16 protein-coding genes are annotated in these 17,773 nt (G+C 59.1%); 14 read left to right on the top strand and 2 right to left on the bottom strand.

Annotated elements, in window-relative coordinates; genetic code table 11:
- The first annotated feature begins 77 nt into the window (after nucleotides 1–77).
- From minD to HK44_RS06115, 7 genes are all read left to right on the top strand, one after another.
- Complete coding sequence (gene minD / locus HK44_RS06145; RefSeq protein WP_019693047.1) at nucleotides 78–890, top strand: septum site-determining protein MinD; 813 nt, start codon at nucleotides 78–80, stop codon at nucleotides 888–890.
- On the top strand, nucleotides 890–1,144 hold the full coding sequence (gene minE, locus HK44_RS06140; protein WP_019693048.1) for a cell division topological specificity factor MinE: 255 nt from the start codon (nucleotides 890–892) through the stop codon (nucleotides 1,142–1,144). The genes minD and minE overlap by 1 nt, the downstream gene beginning before the upstream one ends.
- Nucleotides 1,145–1,336: 192 nt before the next feature.
- Complete coding sequence (locus tag HK44_RS06135; RefSeq protein ID WP_019693049.1) at nucleotides 1,337–1,972, top strand: RluA family pseudouridine synthase; 636 nt, start codon at nucleotides 1,337–1,339, stop codon at nucleotides 1,970–1,972.
- 188 nt (nucleotides 1,973–2,160) lie between these two features.
- The gene (locus HK44_RS06130) at nucleotides 2,161–3,450 is read left to right on the top strand and encodes a M18 family aminopeptidase (protein ID WP_019693050.1); all 1,290 of its coding nucleotides are present in this window, start codon (nucleotides 2,161–2,163) and stop codon (nucleotides 3,448–3,450) included.
- A 139-nt stretch (nucleotides 3,451–3,589) separates the two neighbouring features.
- Nucleotides 3,590–3,766 (top strand): hypothetical protein, encoded by a 177-nt coding sequence (locus HK44_RS06125; protein WP_019693051.1) that lies wholly within the window; start codon nucleotides 3,590–3,592, stop codon nucleotides 3,764–3,766.
- A gap of 79 nt (nucleotides 3,767–3,845) precedes the next feature.
- On the top strand, nucleotides 3,846–6,002 hold the full coding sequence (locus HK44_RS06120) for a mechanosensitive ion channel family protein (protein ID WP_019693052.1): 2,157 nt from the start codon (nucleotides 3,846–3,848) through the stop codon (nucleotides 6,000–6,002).
- A gap of 395 nt (nucleotides 6,003–6,397) precedes the next feature.
- A complete protein-coding gene (locus tag HK44_RS06115) occupies nucleotides 6,398–7,414 on the top strand; it encodes an IS110 family transposase (RefSeq protein ID WP_019693053.1) in 1,017 nt (338 codons plus the stop codon).
- A gap of 408 nt (nucleotides 7,415–7,822) precedes the next feature.
- Here the strand turns inward: HK44_RS06115 and phnR are convergent, their stop codons facing one another.
- Nucleotides 7,823–8,536: a phosphonate utilization transcriptional regulator PhnR gene (phnR, locus tag HK44_RS06110; protein WP_019693054.1), complete on the bottom strand. Its 714-nt coding sequence runs from the start codon at nucleotides 8,534–8,536 to the stop codon at nucleotides 7,823–7,825.
- Between the two features lie 349 nt (nucleotides 8,537–8,885).
- On the opposite strand from phnR, the gene HK44_RS06105 reads away from it, so the two are divergent.
- The 6 genes from HK44_RS06105 (at nucleotide 8,886) to HK44_RS06080 (ending at nucleotide 14,273) form a co-directional block, all read left to right on the top strand.
- Nucleotides 8,886–9,962 carry an ABC transporter substrate-binding protein gene (locus tag HK44_RS06105; RefSeq protein ID WP_019693055.1) on the top strand — a complete coding sequence of 359 codons (1,077 nt, stop codon included), beginning with the start codon at nucleotides 8,886–8,888 and terminating at the stop codon, nucleotides 9,960–9,962.
- A gap of 177 nt (nucleotides 9,963–10,139) precedes the next feature.
- Nucleotides 10,140–10,946, top strand: coding sequence for an alkaline phosphatase family protein (locus HK44_RS06100; RefSeq protein WP_019693056.1), 807 nt, complete (start codon nucleotides 10,140–10,142; stop codon nucleotides 10,944–10,946).
- Nucleotides 10,943–11,788, top strand: coding sequence for an ABC transporter permease (locus tag HK44_RS06095; RefSeq protein ID WP_019693057.1), 846 nt, complete (start codon nucleotides 10,943–10,945; stop codon nucleotides 11,786–11,788). The genes HK44_RS06100 and HK44_RS06095 overlap by 4 nt, the downstream gene beginning before the upstream one ends.
- Nucleotides 11,775–12,575, top strand: coding sequence for an ABC transporter permease (locus HK44_RS06090; protein ID WP_019693058.1), 801 nt, complete (start codon nucleotides 11,775–11,777; stop codon nucleotides 12,573–12,575). Before HK44_RS06095 ends, HK44_RS06090 begins: the two co-directional genes overlap by 14 nt.
- Nucleotides 12,572–13,576: an ABC transporter ATP-binding protein gene (locus tag HK44_RS06085; RefSeq protein WP_019693059.1), complete on the top strand. Its 1,005-nt coding sequence runs from the start codon at nucleotides 12,572–12,574 to the stop codon at nucleotides 13,574–13,576. The genes HK44_RS06090 and HK44_RS06085 overlap by 4 nt, the downstream gene beginning before the upstream one ends.
- Nucleotides 13,577–13,619: 43 nt before the next feature.
- On the top strand, nucleotides 13,620–14,273 hold the full coding sequence (locus tag HK44_RS06080; protein ID WP_019693060.1) for an HAD family hydrolase: 654 nt from the start codon (nucleotides 13,620–13,622) through the stop codon (nucleotides 14,271–14,273).
- Between the two features lie 115 nt (nucleotides 14,274–14,388).
- Here the strand turns inward: HK44_RS06080 and HK44_RS06075 are convergent, their stop codons facing one another.
- The gene (locus HK44_RS06075) at nucleotides 14,389–15,351 is read right to left on the bottom strand and encodes a zinc-binding dehydrogenase (RefSeq protein WP_019693061.1); all 963 of its coding nucleotides are present in this window, start codon (nucleotides 15,349–15,351) and stop codon (nucleotides 14,389–14,391) included.
- A gap of 220 nt (nucleotides 15,352–15,571) precedes the next feature.
- Here HK44_RS06075 and HK44_RS06070 point away from each other — a divergent pair, with 220 nt between their 5' ends.
- Nucleotides 15,572–17,659, top strand: coding sequence for a carboxy terminal-processing peptidase (locus tag HK44_RS06070; RefSeq protein WP_187682484.1), 2,088 nt, complete (start codon nucleotides 15,572–15,574; stop codon nucleotides 17,657–17,659).
- Nucleotides 17,660–17,773: the final 114 nt, after the last annotated feature.

The raw sequence follows: 17,773 nt of genomic DNA, 5'->3' as shown, positions 1-17,773 counted from the left end.
AGGCTGTCCGACTGCAGTAGTTTTCAGGAGATGTTTTTCAGGGGCTAAAAGTCCTTTTTCCTTAGGGGTGAAACACCTTGGCCAAGATTCTCGTGGTTACATCCGGCAAGGGTGGTGTGGGTAAGACCACCACCAGCGCCGCTATCGGTACCGGCCTCGCTTTGCGCGGTCACAAAACAGTTATTGTCGACTTCGACGTCGGCCTGCGTAACCTCGACCTGATCATGGGTTGCGAGCGTCGCGTGGTGTATGACTTCGTCAACGTGGTCAACGGCGAAGCCAACCTGCAGCAAGCCCTGATCAAAGACAAGCGCCTGGAAAACCTCTACGTGCTGGCCGCCAGTCAGACCCGCGACAAAGACGCGCTGACCCAGGAAGGCGTGGAAAAGGTCCTGATGCAGCTCAAGGAAGACTTCGAATTCGTGGTCTGCGACTCTCCGGCGGGCATCGAGAAAGGCGCTCACCTGGCCATGTACTTCGCGGATGAAGCGATTGTCGTGACCAACCCGGAAGTCTCCTCGGTTCGTGACTCGGACCGCATGCTCGGCCTGCTGGCGAGCAAATCGCGTCGCGCCGAAAACGGCGAAGACCCGATCAAGGAACACCTGCTGCTGACCCGCTACAATCCTGCACGCGTCAGCAATGGCGAAATGCTCGGCGTCGAAGACGTCAAGGAAATTCTGGCGGTCACCCTGCTGGGCGTGATTCCAGAGTCGCAAGCCGTACTCAAAGCTTCCAACCAAGGCGTACCAGTGATTCTCGACGACCAGAGCGACGCCGGTCAGGCGTACAGCGATGCCGTCGATCGTCTGCTGGGCAAAACCGTGGAACACCGGTTCCTTGACGTTGAGAAGAAGGGATTCTTCGAGCGCCTGTTTGGAGGTAGATAATGAATCTTTTTGACTTCTTTCGTGCCAACAAAAAAGTAAGCACCGCGTCGGTAGCGAAAGAGCGTCTACAGATCATCGTGGCGCATGAACGCGGCCAACGCAGTACCCCTGATTACTTGCCGGCCTTGCAGAAGGAACTGGTGGAGGTGATCCGCAAGTACGTCAATATCGGGTCCGATGACGTGCACGTCGCACTGGAAAACCAGGGCAGCTGCTCGATTCTGGAACTCAATATCACCCTGCCTGATCGCTGAGTCGATCCGGCTGGAGCCACGGCGGCTCAGATTCTTCAAGTCCCGCCCCGTAGGAGCAAAGCTTGCTCGCGATAGCATCAACCCGGTGTGCCAGGCACACCGAGTTGCCTGGATCGCGAGCAAGCTTTGCTCCTACGGGGGGAAACCTGAAGGACCTGAGCCGCCGTTGGCGTTTGTTACGAGGCTGTTTTAATGCCGCTGTCGAATATCCGCATCATCCATCAGGACGCCGCCGTACTGGTGGTGGACAAGCCTACCCTGCTGCTCTCCGTGCCCGGTCGCGCCGATGACAACAAGGACTGCCTGATCACCCGCCTGCAAGAAAACGGCTACCCGGAAGCCCGCATCGTCCATCGACTGGACTGGGAAACTTCCGGGATCATCCTGCTGGCCCGCGACCCCGATACCCATCGCGAGTTGTCTCGGCAGTTTCACGACCGCGAAACCGAAAAAGCCTACACCGCACTGTGCTGGGGCCAGCCGGAACTGGACAGCGGCAGCATTGATTTGCCGTTGCGCTACGACCCACCGACCAAACCTCGCCACGTGGTGGATCATGAATTCGGCAAACATGCGCTGACCTTCTGGCGCGTGCTGGAACGTTGCGGCGACTGGTGCCGGGTGGAACTGACGCCGATTACCGGCCGCTCGCATCAGTTGCGCGTGCACATGCTGTCCATCGGCCATCCGTTGTTGGGTGACGGGCTTTACGCTCACCCGCAAGCCCTGGCGGCCTGGCCGCGCCTGTGCCTGCACGCCAGCATGCTCAGCTTTACCCACCCGCAAAGTGGCAAGCGCCTGCGCTTCGAGTGCCCGGCACCGTTCTAGAGCAACAACCGTAAAAAATGTGGGAGCGAGCCTGCTCGCGATTGCCAAGGGACAGACAGCATGGATGTCGCCTGACACGCCGCCTTCGCGAGCAGGCTCGCTCCCAAAGGGATCTTCCACACCAGCAGTCCTCCGCCAATTCTCTGATCAATACGGTAAACTCGCGGCACTGCTGTCTGGAGCTACTTATGCGCGAAGAGTTGAACCAAGGCCTGATCGACTTCCTCAAGGCCTCCCCCACCCCATTCCATGCCACCGCCAGCCTTGTACAGCGCCTGGAAGCGGCGGGTTATCAGCGCCTTGACGAGCGCGAGCCCTGGACCACCGAAGCCAATGGTCGCTACTACGTCACGCGCAACGACTCCTCGATTGTCGCGATCAAGATGGGCCGCAATTCCCCACTGCACGATGGCATCCGTCTGGTCGGCGCTCATACCGACAGCCCATGCCTGCGGGTCAAGCCACAACCTGAGCTGCAACGTCAGGGTTTCTGGCAGTTGGGCGTCGAAGTCTATGGCGGCGCATTGCTCGCCCCCTGGTTTGACCGTGACCTGTCGCTGGCCGGTCGCGTGACCTTTCGCCGCGACGGCAAGGTCGAAAGCCAGCTGATCGACTTCAAGGCACCGATTGCCACCATCCCCAACCTGGCCATTCACCTCAACCGTGAAGCCAACATGGGCTGGGCGATCAACGCCCAGACCGAACTGCCGCCGATCCTTGCGCAATTTGCCGGTGACGAGCGTGTGGACTTCCGCGCCGTGCTCACCGACCAATTGGCCCGGGAACACGGCCTGAACGCCGACGTGGTGCTTGATTACGAGCTGAGCTTCTACGACACCCAAAGCGCCGCCGTCATCGGCCTGCACGGCGACTTCATTGCCGGTGCGCGCCTGGACAACCTGCTGTCGTGCTACGCCGGCCTGCAAGCCTTGCTGACAGCTGAAACCAATGAAACCTGCGTGCTGGTGTGCAACGACCACGAAGAAGTCGGCTCCTGCTCGGCCTGCGGTGCCGATGGCCCGATGCTCGAACAAACCCTGCGTCGTCTGCTGCCCGAGGGTGACGAGTTCGTCCGCACCATTCAGAAATCGCTGCTAGTCTCGGCCGACAACGCCCACGGCGTACACCCCAACTACGCCGACAAGCACGACGCCAACCACGGCCCGAAACTCAATGCCGGCCCGGTGATCAAGGTCAACAGCAACCAGCGCTACGCCACCAATAGCGAAACCGCAGGGTTCTTCCGTCATCTGTGCATGGCCGAAGAAGTTCCGGTGCAAAGCTTCGTGGTGCGCAGCGACATGGGCTGTGGCTCGACCATCGGTCCAATCACCGCCAGCCATCTGGGCGTGCGCACCGTAGACATAGGTCTGCCGACGTTTGCCATGCACTCGATCCGCGAACTGTGCGGCAGCCATGACCTGGCGCACCTGGTCAAAGTGCTCAGCGCTTTCTACGCGTGCCGCGAGTTGCCGTAACGTAATCCCTGCGGCGAGGGAGCTTGCTCCCTCGCCGCAGGGATTACGGGATGCTGCTGAACCATTTCTGATACCCATCAACCCGGTTAGCACAAAAGCCACCTAGACTTACATCACCTTCCCCGACAAGGCTGTCGTCATGATCTCGATGTCTGTTTTCAACTCCATGCTCATTCCGATTCTCTCGGGAATGATCCTGCTGGCCGTCGGCTTCAATTTTCGTGACAAGAACGCCGGGGTGTTCTCGATGTGGGTCGGCATGCTGCTGATCCTCGCCACCGTGATTTACAAAATCCTCGCCAAACTGAACGAATAAAAGCATTCGCTGCGCTCGCATTGGTTTTGCCCCACTCGTACACTCGGTCGACCTGCACCCTGTTGAGGTTGACCACCTAGTGTTCGCTCGTCTTTTTGCCCTGCCGTCTACGCTGTTCCTCTGCCTGTTGATGCTGCTTGCCGTGGCCCCTGCTCAGGCCGTCAGCCTGCCGGGCCTGCTCAACGGCTCACCAAAAGCCCAACCGGAAGCGACCGCACCGCTGGGGCAATCGCTGGACGAAGTGATCAAATCGCTGGAAAACGATCAGCAACGAGCCAGATTGCTGACCGACCTGAAGAAACTGCGCGACACCACTAAAAAGGCCCAGACACCCGAAGAAGACGGTGTGCTTGGCTTGATCGGCGGCACCCTGGCCAACCTCGAAAAACAGTTTTCCGGTGCCGACAGCCCGCTCACTCGCTGGTCCGATGAGTTCGAACTGGCCAAGGACGAACTGAGTGCGCTGATGCTGCCGGCCAGCGAATGGCTGCCGATGCTCTTTGCCTTCGCCCTGATCCTGATGCTCTGGAGCCTGCTTGCCGCTGCGCTGATCTGGCTTGGTCATCGTGTTCGAACGCGCTTCGGCCTGACCGAAGAACTGCCGCAACACCCCAAGACCTGGGACATGCTGCGCTTTGCCCTGCGTAAACTCGGCCCCTGGCTGATCGCGCTGCTGATTACCGTCTACATGAGCTATGCCTTGCCCTCATCGCTGGGTAAATACCTGGCCATGGTGCTGGCCTATGCACTGGTGGTCGGCACCTGCTTCTCGGCGATCTGCGTGATCGCGTTCTCGGTGCTCGACGGCCCGCACCGCCATCGCGCCCTGTACATCCTGCGGCACCAGGCCTTTCGCCCACTGTGGCTGATTGGCAGTTTTGCGGCCTTCGGTGAAGCCTTGAACGACCCACGGCTGGTCAACAGCCTCGGTATTCACCTGGCCCACACCACCGCGACCATCGCCAATGTGCTGGCAGCGATATTCACCGGCCTGTTCATTCTGCGATTCCGTCGGCCCATTGCCCACCTGATCCGCAACCAGCCGCTGTCGCGGCGACTGACCCGCCGTGCGCTGAGCGACACGATCGAGATTCTTGGGACCTTCTGGTTCTTGCCTGCGCTGGTGCTGGTAGGGATCTCGCTGTTTGCCACCTTCGTCTCGGCTGGCGACACCAGCACCGCGCTGCGCCAATCACTGATCTGCACCGTGCTGCTGGTGTTGTGCATGGTCATCAACGGCTTGGTCCGCCGCCACGCGCTCAAACCGCAACGCGGGGCAAAGCGTCACGCGCTGTATTCGGAGCGCCTGAAGAACTTCTTCTATACCCTCGCGCATCTGGCGGTGTGGCTGGTGTTCATCGAACTGGGCTTGCGGGTCTGGGGCATGTCGCTGATCCGCTTCACCGAAGGCGAAGGCCATGAAGTCAGCGTCAAACTGTTCAGCCTGGGCGGTACGCTGATCTTCGCGTGGCTGATCTGGATCCTCAGCGACACCGCCGTGCACCACGCCCTCACCCGCTCACGCAAAGGCCAGGCCAATGCGCGGGCGCAAACCATGATGCCGCTGATTCGCAACGTGCTGTTCGTGGCGATCTTCATCATCGGGCTGATCGTCGCCCTGGCCAACATGGGCATGAACGTCACACCGCTGCTGGCGGGTGCCGGCGTGATCGGCCTAGCCATCGGTTTCGGCGCGCAGTCGCTGGTTGCCGACCTGATCACCGGGCTGTTCATCATCATCGAAGACTCCCTGGCTATCGACGACTACGTGGACGTCGGCGGCCACTTGGGCACCGTCGAAGGCCTGACCATCCGCACCGTGCGCCTGCGGGACATCGACGGCATCGTACACACCATCCCGTTCAGTGAAATCAAAAGCATCAAGAACTACTCACGGGAATTCGGCTACGCGATCTTCCGGGTGGCAGTGCCCTACAACATGGAAATCGATGATGCGATCAAACTGATGCGCGACGTCGGCCAGAAAATGCGCACCGACCCGATACAACGCCGCAACATCTGGTCGCCGCTGGAGATTCAGGGTGTCGAGAGTTTCGAGTCCGGCAGCGCGATTCTTCGCGCCCGATTCAAGACCGCACCGATCAAACAATGGGAAGTTTCAAGAGCGTTCAACCTGTCACTCAAACGCCATCTGGATGAAGCAGGGCTGGATTTGGCGACACCGCGCATGAGCATTCAAGTAGTGACGGCGGCTGGTGGGTTGGAGAAGGAGTAACGCAAATAGCAGACGCGCAGCGTCCAGAGCTGCATTACCACGCAGAGCATGGGAACGATCAACATCCAAAGCCGTGCATGCTCCAACCACTCAGGCCGGCCGGCAGGCCGCCGTGCTTTGCTTTTGATCTACCGCCCCTTCGGAAGGCCGAGCGCAGGTGTTCATCAGGGGGTGGGCGCGCAGCGCCGTACGGCGCAGCCGGACACATCGAGAGGAGGTCGTCGCGAAGCAGACCGTAGGCGATGCCCCCTGATGGACACCGGAGCGAGGGAACGCCGAGCCTAGGCGAGGTGCCGTACGCTTGGGGCGAAGCGTTAATGAGATGGTCAGCCCGGCGAGAACCTCGGCGAGTCTAAACTTGCCGGGGTGCTCTTTTTACCGAAGGAGGATCTCTCATGACTACCATGACGCTTCTAGGCATCGACATCGGCAAGAACACTTTCCACCTGCATGGACAGGACGCCAGGGGCCATCAGGTGCTGCGTAAAAAGCTCAACCGCAACCAATTGCTCCCTTATCTGGCGCAGATTTCGACATGCAAAATTGCCATGGAGTCCTGCGGCGGTTCTCAATGGCTTGCCCGGAAAATCAAGGAGCAAGGCCATCAAGTGCAGTTGATCGCGCCGCAACATGTGAAGGCCTATGTTACCGGCAACAAAAACGACTTCATTGATGCCGAGGCCATTTGTGAAGCGGCCTCGCGCCCTAGAACCCGCTCGGTCCAAGTCAAAACCGTAGAACAGCAGGTGCTGTGCACTGAGCACCGACTGCGCAAGTCCTTGGTAAGTCGACGCACCGCCGTCATCAATCAAGTGCATGGATTTCTCCTGGAGTTCGGCGTCATCTTTCCCGCCGGATACGCCGCCCTTGATCGGGTCTCGGGCCTGATGCAAAGCCGTGAACTTCCCATCCGTTTGATAAACGCCATTGAGCGCATGCTTGAAGATATTCGGCAGCTGACTGGCGAGATCAAAAAACTCGATGTCGAGATCAAACAAAACCTCGTCCAAAGCGACGCCGGCCAACGCTTGCAAAGCATCCCCGGCATCGGCCCCCTCATCGCTAGCGCTCTGGTGGCCGATGTCGCCGACGCTTCGGCTTTCAAATCGTCCCGCGACTTCGCCGCATCGTTGGGGTTGGTGCCGCGACAGTATTCAACAGGTGGCGAAACTGTCCTCCTCGGCATCAGCAAACGGGGCGATAAATACCTAAGAAGCCTGCTTGTACAGGGCGCTCACACCGTTTTGTACCGAGTCGATCACCGAACCGACGCCCTCGGCATGTGGGCCAAAAACTTGCTCACCCGCAAGCCTCTGAACAAAGTGGCCTGTGCCCTGGCGAACAAAATGGCCAGAATCGTCTGGGTGCTACTAACCAAGGGCGGCACCTACAACTCACAGCTTTTGGCTTGATCCTTACGCTTCACCACCGGCTTTTGCGACGTCAGTAGCTGATGACGATAAACGGCAGACATCCTGGCTGAAAACCTGAGAACCAAAAGAGCTTTGGAGGCTGAAGCGTTTTTAAAGGACAGACAGGAGCGACTACTCATCAAGGGCCGAGCGCTATCCGTGCTCACACTGAGCCCGAATACATTAGCGCAAGCTCGATTTACCGTTCATCAGTGCTGGGTGGCAGAAGATGGGCTGACCATACATTTGGTTACTTTTGGGCGTCTGCAAAAGTGACTCGCCGTAAGGGCGAAATCGCAAGCGGCCGTTACCGCAGGAATGGATATGTACACCTGCAAGAGATGGGTCGGCTGTCAGGCCGCCATCGCGAGCAGGCTCGCTCCCACAAGAGCAGGAGCGGAAGCAGTTTCAGACCACATCCACCCCGACATGAATCGCATCATGCCGCCAAAACTCCAGATCACAATCGATCAACCGCCCATGCTGATCATAATTGACCCGCGCAATCCGCAACCCCGGACTGCCCACAGACACCCGAAGTGCAGCCGCCGCATCCACCGACAACGCCGTCGGCACAATCTCGAAGCGCACCCGCCCATAGTGCAAATCGTAATGCCGCGCATACAACTCGGTAATCGACTGATTCAGATCGAACGCCAGAATCCCCGGAAAAAACTGCGGATTCAAATAGTGCTCGACATACAAAACCAACCGCCCATCAATGCGCCGCGAACGGCAGATCTGAATCACACTCGACAACGCCGGCAACTGCAACCAGGCACACACCGCCGCTGACGCCGGTTGCAACCGCGCCGAAATCACCTCGGTCGACGGCACCCGCCCCTGCGCACTGACCATCGCGTGAAAGTGGCTGCGCTGCATCAGGTTGTACGCCAGACGCGGTGGCGAAACGAACCAGCCGCGCCGCTCCTCCCGATAAATCTGCCCCTGCGCCTCCAACTGCAATAACGCCTCACGCACGGTGATCCGCGTGGTCCCGAACAGCTCACTAAGCTTGCGCTCGGCCGGCAGCTTGCTTGCAGGTGGCAACAGACCGTGGTCGATCTGCTCCTGGAGCACCTGACCGATAGCTGTCACCGTTTTCGTTGCCTCTTCACGCATCAACGTTACCTATCTGGACTAGGCCAGCACTGTTTCTGGGCAGGACCGCGCCAAAAAGCGCGTCCTGAAACGTATTGCAAGCCTAGGCAATACATATGACTGATCGATGACAAAGCCGCCGAACGGCTGATCCAGACCACTGCAAATAAGCGGCCAAGTCCTTACAAACCGGCCTTCTGGTCATGGTCTACGCTTATCTCGCAGCCCTCACTACCGAGCGAAAAGAATGCGAGCGCGCCTGATGCCGACATCAAAGTGTCATCCAGCTCACCTAAATTGGCTCAGGTATTGCTGACCTAGACCAACAAACCGCAAAACGCAGCGTTGAATACGCCCAAAGGAGCTTCGGATGAAACAGCTTTTCCTGGCATCACTGTTAGGCTCGACCATCGCCATGTGTACTGCAGCCATGGCGGCTGACACCGATTTAAAAGCCTTGGAGACCGCTGCAAAAGCGGAAGGCGCCGTCAACAGCGTCGGTATGCCCGATGACTGGGCCAACTGGAAAGGTACCTGGGAAGACCTCTCCAAAAAATACGGCCTCAAGCACATCGACACTGACATGAGCTCGGCTCAGGAAATCGCCAAGTTCGCCGCCGAAAAAGATAACGCCAGTGCTGACATCGGCGACGTCGGCGCCGCCTTCGGCCCGATCGCAGTCAAGCAAGGCGTGGTTCAACCGTATAAACCAAGCACCTGGGCACAGGTTCCGGACTGGGCCAAGGACAAGGACGGCAACTGGGCACTGGCCTATACCGGCACCATCGCGTTCATCGTCAACAAGAAGCTGCTGCACGGTTCCGAAGCCCCGACAAAGTGGGCTGATCTGAAAACCGGTAAATACAAGGTGTCCATCGGTGACGTGAGCACCGCTGCACAAGCCGCCAACGGTGTATTGGCCGCCGCCATCGCCAACGGGGGTGATGAAAAGAACATCCAGCCAGCACTGCTGATGTTCGCCGAAATCGCCAAGCAAGGTCGCCTGTCGCTGGCCAACCCGACGATTTCCACCATGGAAAAGGGTGAAGTCGAGGTCGGCGTGGTCTGGGACTTCAACGGCCTGAGCTATAAAGCCAAGATGGTCAACCCGGATGACTATGTCGTACTGATCCCTTCCGACGGTTCGGTGAAGTCCGGTTACACCACCATCATCAACAAATACGCCAAGCACCCGAACGCTGCCAAACTGGCGCGTGAGTACATCTTCAGCGATGCCGGCCAAATCAACCTGGCGCGCGGTAACGCCCGCCCGATTCGTGCTGAAACAGACCTGAAACTGCCGGCTGATGTGGTGAAAAACCTGATCCCGGCCGCGCAGTACGAAGCCGCCAAGCCCAAGCCGATCACCGACGCCGATGCCTGGGAAAAAACCTCCAAGGCCCTGCCGCAGAAGTGGCAGGAAGAAGTCATCATCAATATGCAATAACGCTGTAGGTCCCCACGGGGTGTTCTGATGAGGATCCCTGTGGGAGCGAGCCTGCTCGCGATTGCTGTCTGACATTCAACACATGTGTCGAACGTTACGCAGCCATCGCGAGCAGGCTCGCTCCCACAGTAGATTGAGTTGATTTCAAGATTTCTGTTTTGCGGAGTTTTTGCCCCCATGAAGCACAACGTCATCCTTGTCGTGCTCGACGGCCTCAATTACGAGGTTGCCCGCCACGCCATGGGACATCTTCAGGCTTATGTCGGCGCAGGACGCGCAGCCCTCTACACACTCGAATGCGAACTGCCGTCCCTGTCGCGCCCGCTCTACGAATGCATCCTGACCGGCGTCACACCGATCGATAGCGGTATCGTCCACAACAACGTGTCACGCCTGTCCAACCAGCGCAGCGTGTTCCACTACGCCACCGCCGCCGGGCTCAGCACCGCCGCTGCGGCCTACCACTGGATCAGCGAACTGTATAACCGTTCGCCGTTCATGGCTGCCCGCGACCGCCACACCGACAACACTGAACTGCCGATCCAGCACGCGCATTTCTACTGGTCCGACCACTACCCCGATTCGCACCTGTTCGCCGATGCCGAGAACCTGCGTCTGCGCCATGCACCGAACTTTCTACTGGTTCACCCCATGAACATCGACGACGCCGGGCACAAGCACGGCCTCGACACTGCGCAATACCGCAACAGCGCCCGCTCGGCCGACATCCTCCTCGCCGACTACCTGCAAGGCTGGCTCGACGCCGGCTATCAGGTGCTGGTGACCGCCGATCACGGCATGAACAATGATCGCTCCCACAACGGCCTGCTCGCCGAAGAACGTGAAGTACCGCTGTTCGTTATCGGCGATGCCTTCAGCTTCAATCCCCAGGCAGCCCCGAAACAAACCGAACTGTGCGGCACTGTCTGCGAGTTGCTGGGTGTTGCCCACGACAAACCTGTGTGCCGGGAGCTGCTCAAGTGAATTCAATCACCCGTGGCAAATGGCTGGCGGCGTTGTGCCTGGTGCCCTTCGCCATTTTCTTTATCGTGTTCCAGATCGCCCCGCTGTGCTGGGTACTGATCAACAGCGTGCAATCGGAAGAGTTCGGCTGGGGCCTGGCCAACTTCAACCGGATTTTCAGCTCAAAGTTCTATATGCAGGCGATCCAGTACAGCCTCGAGATCAGCTTCTGGTCCAGCGTGTTCGGCATCGTCATCGCAATCCTCGGCAGTTACTCGCTGCGCCGGGTCGATTCGAAGCTGCGCAACTTCGTCAACGCCTTCGCCAACATGACCAGCAACTTCGCCGGCGTACCGCTGGCCTTTGCGTTCATCATCCTGCTGGGGTTCAACGGCAGCTTCACCATCATGCTCAAGCAGGCGGGGTTCATTCAGGACTTCAACCTGTACTCGAAAACCGGGCTGATCATCCTCTACACCTACTTCCAGATTCCCTTGGGCGTGCTGCTGCTGTACCCGGCATTCGACGCCCTGCGTGAAGACTGGCGCGAATCGGCATCCCTGCTCGGCGCCAACGGCTGGCAGTTTTGGCGACACATCGGTTTGCCGGTGCTGACCCCGGCCTTGCTCGGCACCTTCGTGATCCTGCTGGCCAACGCCCTCGGCGCCTACGCCACGGTTTACGCCCTGACCACCGGCAATTTCAACGTGCTGCCGATCCGCATCGCGGCGATGGTTTCGGGCGACATTTCCCTGGACCCGAACATGGCCAGTGCCCTGGCCGTTGTGCTGGTGGCGTTGATGACCTTGGTGACCGTGGTCCATCAGTTGCTGTTGAAGAGGAGCTACCATGTCTCGCGCTGAGCTGGGACCCGTCGGTGTCTACCACCGTGTGGTCGTTTATCTGCTGTTTGCCATTCTGTTGCTGCCGCTGGCCGGGACGCTGATCTACTCGATCGCCAGCAGTTGGTCGGCCACCGTTCTGCCCAGCGGCTTTACCTTCAAGTGGTACATCCAGCTGTGGAGCGATCCGCGTTTTCTCGGTGCCTTTGGCCAGTCACTGCTGGTCTGCGTAGGTGCGCTGATTCTGTCGGTGGTGCTGATCCTGCCGCTGCTGTTCGTGGTGCATTACCACTTCCCGAAACTCGATGCGCTGATGAACATCCTGATCCTGCTGCCGTTCGCAGTGCCGCCCGTGGTGTCTTCGGTGGGGCTGTTGCAGCTCTACGGTTCGGGACCGTTCGCGATGGTCGGCACACCGTGGATTCTGGTCGGTTGCTACTTCACCGTGGCGCTGCCGTTCATGTACCGGGCGATCACCAACAACCTGCAGGCGATCAACCTGCGCGACCTGATGGACTCCGCCCAACTGCTCGGCGCCAGTACCTGGCAAGCGGCGTTCCTGGTGGTATTGCCGAACCTGCGCAAAGGCTTGATGGTCGCATTGCTGCTCTCGTTCTCGTTCCTCTTCGGTGAGTTCGTGTTCGCCAACATCCTCGTCGGCACGCGCTACGAAACCCTGCAGGTTTATCTCAACAACATGCGTAACAGCAGCGGTCACTTCACCAGCGCGCTGGTGATTTCCTACTTTTTCTTTGTGCTGGTTCTGACCTGGGCTGCCAATATCTTGAACAAGGACAAAAGCCAATGAGCTATGTCAGCGTCCAACACCTGCAAAAAAGCTACTCGCAAACGGGTTCCGCCGGCACTCCGGTGTTCAGCGACATCAACTGCGAAATCCAGAAAGGCGAGTTCGTCACCCTGCTCGGCCCGTCCGGTTGCGGCAAATCGACCCTGTTGCGCTGCATCGCCGGGCTGACCGCGGTGGATGGCGGCAAGATCCTGCTCGACGGCCAGGACCTGGTGCCGCTGAGCCCGCAAAAGCGCGGAATCGGCATGGTGTTCCAGAGCTACGCACTGTTCCCCAACATGACCGTGGAACAGAACGTCGCCTTCGGTTTGCGCATGCAAAAGGTCAACGCCGACGACAGCCGCAAGCGCGTGCTCGAAGTGCTGCAACTGGTGGAACTGACCGACTTCGCCAGCCGCTATCCGCATCAACTGTCGGGCGGCCAATGCCAGCGCGTGGCCCTCGCCCGCTCGCTGGTCACCCGCCCCCGCTTGCTGTTACTCGATGAACCGCTGTCGGCACTCGATGCACGCATCCGCAAACACCTGCGCGAGCAAATCCGGCAGATCCAGCGCGAGCTGGGGCTGACCACGATTTTCGTGACCCACGATCAGGAAGAAGCCCTGACCATGTCCGACCGGATCTTCCTGATGAACCAGGGCAAGATCGTCCAGAGCGGTGATGCTGAAACGCTCTACACCGCGCCGGTCGATGTGTTTGCCGCCGGCTTCATCGGCAACTACAACCTGCTCGACGCCGCCAGCGCCAGCAAGCTGCTGCAACGCCCGATCAACGGTCGCATCGCGATTCGCCCGGAAGCCATCGAACTGAGCCGCAATGGCGAGCCCAATGCGCTGATCCGCAGCCACAGCCTGCTGGGCAACGTGATCCGCTATCGAGTCGAGGCCCGTGGTGTGGAATTGGTGGTAGACGTGCTGAACCGTTCGGCGGCCGACCTGCATGCCGACGGTCAACGACTGGCACTATCCATCGATCCGACGGCCCTGTGTGAGGTAGCCTGATGTTTTCGCTGCGCACACTGATGTTAAAGAGAGAGCTGCACTGATGGCCTTGGCAATTTTTGATCTGGACGAAACCCTGATCCACGGCGACTGCGCCTCGCTGTGGAGCGAGCAGATGGTCCGCCTCGGCTGGGTCGACGGCGAATCCTTCCTGCGTCGCGACAAGGAATTGATGGACTCCTATGGCAGGGGCCACCTGGCCATGGAGGACTACATGACCTTTAGCCTGGAACCGATAACCGGACGCACCCCGGAAGAAGTCGAGCACCTTGTGGCGCCGTGGGTCGAAGATTTCATCGAACCGATCATCTTCAGCGACGCCTGCAAAGTCATCGCCGAGCACCGCAAGGCCGGCGACCGGATTCTGGTGATCTCTGCCTCCGGCACGCATCTGGTCAAACCCATCGCCGAACGCCTGGGTATCGACGAGATCCTCGCTATAGAGCTGGAAGTGACTCACGGGGTCTACAGCGGCAACACCGTCGGCACCCTGACCTACCGCGAAGGCAAGATCACTCGCTTGCTGGAGTGGCTCGACGCCGAAGAGGAGAACCTTGAAGGCGCGAGTTTCTATTCGGACTCACGTAACGATCTGCCGTTGCTGATCAAAGTCGACCACCCGCATGTGGTCAACCCGGATCCGGTACTGCGTGAACACGCTGAAAAGGCCGGCTGGCCGATCCACACCTGGAAGTAACCAAGAACCATTGTCGGAACGAGCCTGCTCGCGATGAACGATAACGCGGTCTCACAGGTAGACCGCGTCGCCTGAATCGCGAGCAGGTTCGCTCCCACAGGTTCAGTGAAGCCCTTTAGAGCAGGCTTTCGTCGATCACCAGCACCAACTTGCCCGACACCCGATTGGTCGCAAGCTCGGCAAACGCCGCTTCAGCGTCCCTGATCGGGAAGGTCCTGGCCAATTGCGGGCTCAGGCGCCCTTCGGCGAACAGCGGCCAGACATATTGGCGCAGATCACTCAACAGATCGGCCTTGAACTGCTCGTCGCGGCTGCGCAGGGTCGAACCCAGCAGTTGAATCCTTTTGGCCAGTACCTGCGCCAGATCCAGCGGCGCCTCACGGCCGCCCATCAAGCCGATCAACACCCAACGCCCGTCGCGCGCCAGCAGCTTCAGGTTCAGTGCAGCATAGTTGCCACCGACCGGATCGAGGATCACATCGAACGGCCCCAGGTCACGCAAACCCTCCAGCCCATCAGTGCGCACCACCCCGCCTTGCGCCCCCAGCGCCTCGCAGTAGGCCAATCGATCTGCCGAACCGACGCTGACCCAGCACGGGTTGCCGAATGCCTTGCACAGCTGAATGGCAGCTGAACCCACTCCACTTGCCCCGGCGTGCAGGAGAACTTTCTCACCCGGTTTGAGCGCAGCCAATTGGAATAAATTCAGCCAGGCGGTGCTGTAAACCTCGGGCAACGCTGCCGCTTCGACCAGCGACAAGCCTTCGGGCACGGGCAATACGTGACGGCCATCGACCACCACTTCTTCGGCCATCCCACCGCCCGCCAGCAATGCGCAGACCCGGTCACCGACCTGCCAGGACGAGCCAGCGCCGACCTCGCTGATCACGCCTGAACACTCAAGGCCCAGCACCTGACTGGCTCCTGGTGGCGGCGGATAGAGCCCCGCTTTCTGCAATAAATCGGCTCGATTGAGGCCCGCTGCCGCCACTCGAATGCGAACTTGTCCTACGTCACACGTCGGACTGGGCTCTTCAACCCACTCCACTCGACCTTCAACGCCTTGCAATGCTTTCACAGTGCCTCCATAGTGAGTCTGGACTGAGCCCGATGCTGTAGCGCCGGGTTTTTTGCATTATGCGACCGGCCCAGGGTCGTACGAAAATTCGCCGAGTGGCGATCAGGCGGTTTTAACCCAGCCTGATCGATACGCGAGCAGTTTGCGTAGAGCCTTGTGGAACCGGCGACTTTAAAGACGGCCTAATATGCGTTATCAATTGCCCCCGCGTCGAATCAGCATGAAGCATTTGTTCCCCAGCACCGCACTCGCGCTTTTCATTGGCCTGGGCAGCTTGTCGCTGTCGCCCACCACGTTCGCAGCCAATAGCTGGGACAACCTTCAGCCCGATCGTGACGAGGTGATTGCCAGCCTTAACGTCGTCGAGTTGCTCAAGCGCCACCATTACAGCAAGCCGCCGCTCGATAACGCACGTTCCGCGGTTATCTACGACAGCTACCTGAAGCTGCTTGATCCGTCGCGCAGTTATTTCATGGCCAGCGACATCGCCGAATTCGACAAATGGAAAAACCAGTTTGACGAGTTCCTCAAAAGCGGTGACCTGAACGCCGGGTTCACGATTTACAAGCGCTATCTGGACCGCGTCAAAGCGCGTCTGGACTTCGCCTTGGTCGAGCTGAACAAAGGCGTCGACAAGATGGACTTCACCACCAAGGAAACCTTGCTGATCGATCGCAAGGACGCCCCGTGGCTCAAGACCACCGCCGAGCTTGACGACCTGTGGCGCAAACGCGTCAAGGACGAAGTGCTGCGGATGAAGATCGCCGGCAAAGACCCCAAACAGATTCAGGAAACCCTGACCAAGCGTTACAAGAATCAGTTGTCGCGCCTGGACCAGACCCGTCCGGAAGACATTTTCCAGGCGTACATCAACAATTTCGCCATGTCCTATGACCCGCACACCAACTATCTGTCACCGGATAACGCGGAGAACTTCGACATCAACATGAGCCTGTCGCTGGAAGGCATCGGCGCCGTGTTGCAGAGCGATAACGACCAGGTGAAAGTCGTGCGCCTGGTGCCGGCAGGCCCGGCGGACAAGACCAAACAGGTTGCACCGGCCGACAAGATCATCGGCGTTGCCCAAGGCAGTAAAGAAATGGTCGACGTCGTCGGTTGGCGCCTGGACGAAGTGGTCAAGCTGATCCGTGGACCGAAAGGCACGGTGGTGCGCCTGGAAGTGATCCCGGCCAGCAATGCGCCAAACGACCAGACCACCAAGGTCGTCTCGATCACCCGCGAAGCGGTGAAGCTTGAAGATCAGGCGGTGAAGAAGTCGATTCTCAACCTCAAACAGGACGGCAAGGACTACAAGCTCGGCGTCATCGAGATCCCGGCCTTCTACCTTGACTTCAAGGCGTTCCGCGCCGGTGATCCGGACTACAAGAGCACCACCCGTGACGTCAAGAAGCTGCTGACCGAACTGCAAAAAGACAAGGTCGACGGTGTGGTCATCGACTTGCGCAACAACGGCGGCGGTTCCTTGCAGGAAGCCACCGAGCTGACCAGTCTGTTCATCGACAAAGGTCCGACCGTGCTGGTGCGTAACGCCGACGGCCGGGTCGATGTACTGGAAGACGAAAGCCCGGGCGCCTTCTACAAAGGTCCGATGGCGTTGCTGGTCAACCGTCTGTCTGCTTCGGCTTCGGAGATTTTTGCCGGCGCCATGCAGGACTACCACCGCGCGCTGATCATCGGCGGCCAGACCTTCGGCAAAGGCACCGTGCAAACCATCCAGCCGCTGAACCATGGTGAGCTGAAACTGACACTGGCCAAGTTCTACCGGGTTTCCGGGCAGAGCACCCAGCATCAGGGCGTACTGCCGGATGTCGACTTCCCGTCGATCATCGACACCAAGGAAATCGGCGAGAGCGCCCTGCCGGAGTCCATGCCGTGGGACACCATTCGCCCGGCCATCAAGCCGGCAGTCGACCCGTTCAAACCGTACCTGGCACAGCTCAAGTCCGAGCATGATGCCCGTTCGGCCAAGGACGCGGAGTTTGTGTTCATTCGCGACAAACTGGCACTGGCCCAGAAGCTGCTGGCGGAAAAAACTGTCAGCCTCAATGAAGCCGAGCGTCGCGCGCAACACGCCGATATCGAATCCAAGCAGCTGGTGATGGAAAACATCCGCCGCAAGGCCAAGGGCGAAGAACCGCTCAAAGAACTGAAGAAAGAAGACGAAGACGCCATCGCGGCCGAGCCAGAAAAAACCAAACCGGAAGACGATGCCTACCTGAGCGAAACCGGGCGGATTCTGCTGGATTACTTGAAGCTGAATACTGCGGTCGCCAGCAACAAGAAGTGATGGCAATTTAATTCTGACGATCCCCGGATCGTCATCAAATAGTCATCATTCTGTCGTGAAATAAAGGACTGGGCGCGCTCTCTGAAAAAGAGCGCGCCCAGTCCTTTTTTTATT

This window comes from Pseudomonas fluorescens HK44, assembly GCF_000217955.3.
Lineage (GTDB): Bacteria > Pseudomonadota > Gammaproteobacteria > Pseudomonadales > Pseudomonadaceae > Aquipseudomonas > Aquipseudomonas fluorescens_AQ.
Note: the sequence above shows the minus strand (reverse complement) of the source record. Positions and strands in the feature narration are given on the sequence as shown.

What these genes read in the sequence shown, in the direction of transcription:
- phnR (WP_019693054.1), bottom strand. Translation starts at nt 8,536, where the DNA reads ATGCGTGAAGAGGCAACGAAAACGGTGACAGCTATCGGTCAGGTGCTC.
- HK44_RS06090 (WP_019693058.1), top strand. Translation starts at nt 11,775, where the DNA reads ATGTCTCGCGCTGAGCTGGGACCCGTCGGTGTCTACCACCGTGTGGTC.
- HK44_RS06135 (WP_019693049.1), top strand. Translation starts at nt 1,337, where the DNA reads ATGCCGCTGTCGAATATCCGCATCATCCATCAGGACGCCGCCGTACTG.
- HK44_RS06070 (WP_187682484.1), top strand. Translation starts at nt 15,572, where the DNA reads ATGAAGCATTTGTTCCCCAGCACCGCACTCGCGCTTTTCATTGGCCTG.
- HK44_RS06130 (WP_019693050.1), top strand. Translation starts at nt 2,161, where the DNA reads ATGCGCGAAGAGTTGAACCAAGGCCTGATCGACTTCCTCAAGGCCTCC.
- HK44_RS06100 (WP_019693056.1), top strand. Translation starts at nt 10,140, where the DNA reads ATGAAGCACAACGTCATCCTTGTCGTGCTCGACGGCCTCAATTACGAG.
- HK44_RS06085 (WP_019693059.1), top strand. Translation starts at nt 12,572, where the DNA reads ATGAGCTATGTCAGCGTCCAACACCTGCAAAAAAGCTACTCGCAAACG.
- HK44_RS06105 (WP_019693055.1), top strand. Translation starts at nt 8,886, where the DNA reads ATGAAACAGCTTTTCCTGGCATCACTGTTAGGCTCGACCATCGCCATG.
- minE (WP_019693048.1), top strand. Translation starts at nt 890, where the DNA reads ATGAATCTTTTTGACTTCTTTCGTGCCAACAAAAAAGTAAGCACCGCG.
- HK44_RS06125 (WP_019693051.1), top strand. Translation starts at nt 3,590, where the DNA reads ATGATCTCGATGTCTGTTTTCAACTCCATGCTCATTCCGATTCTCTCG.
- HK44_RS06115 (WP_019693053.1), top strand. Translation starts at nt 6,398, where the DNA reads ATGACTACCATGACGCTTCTAGGCATCGACATCGGCAAGAACACTTTC.
- HK44_RS06080 (WP_019693060.1), top strand. Translation starts at nt 13,620, where the DNA reads ATGGCCTTGGCAATTTTTGATCTGGACGAAACCCTGATCCACGGCGAC.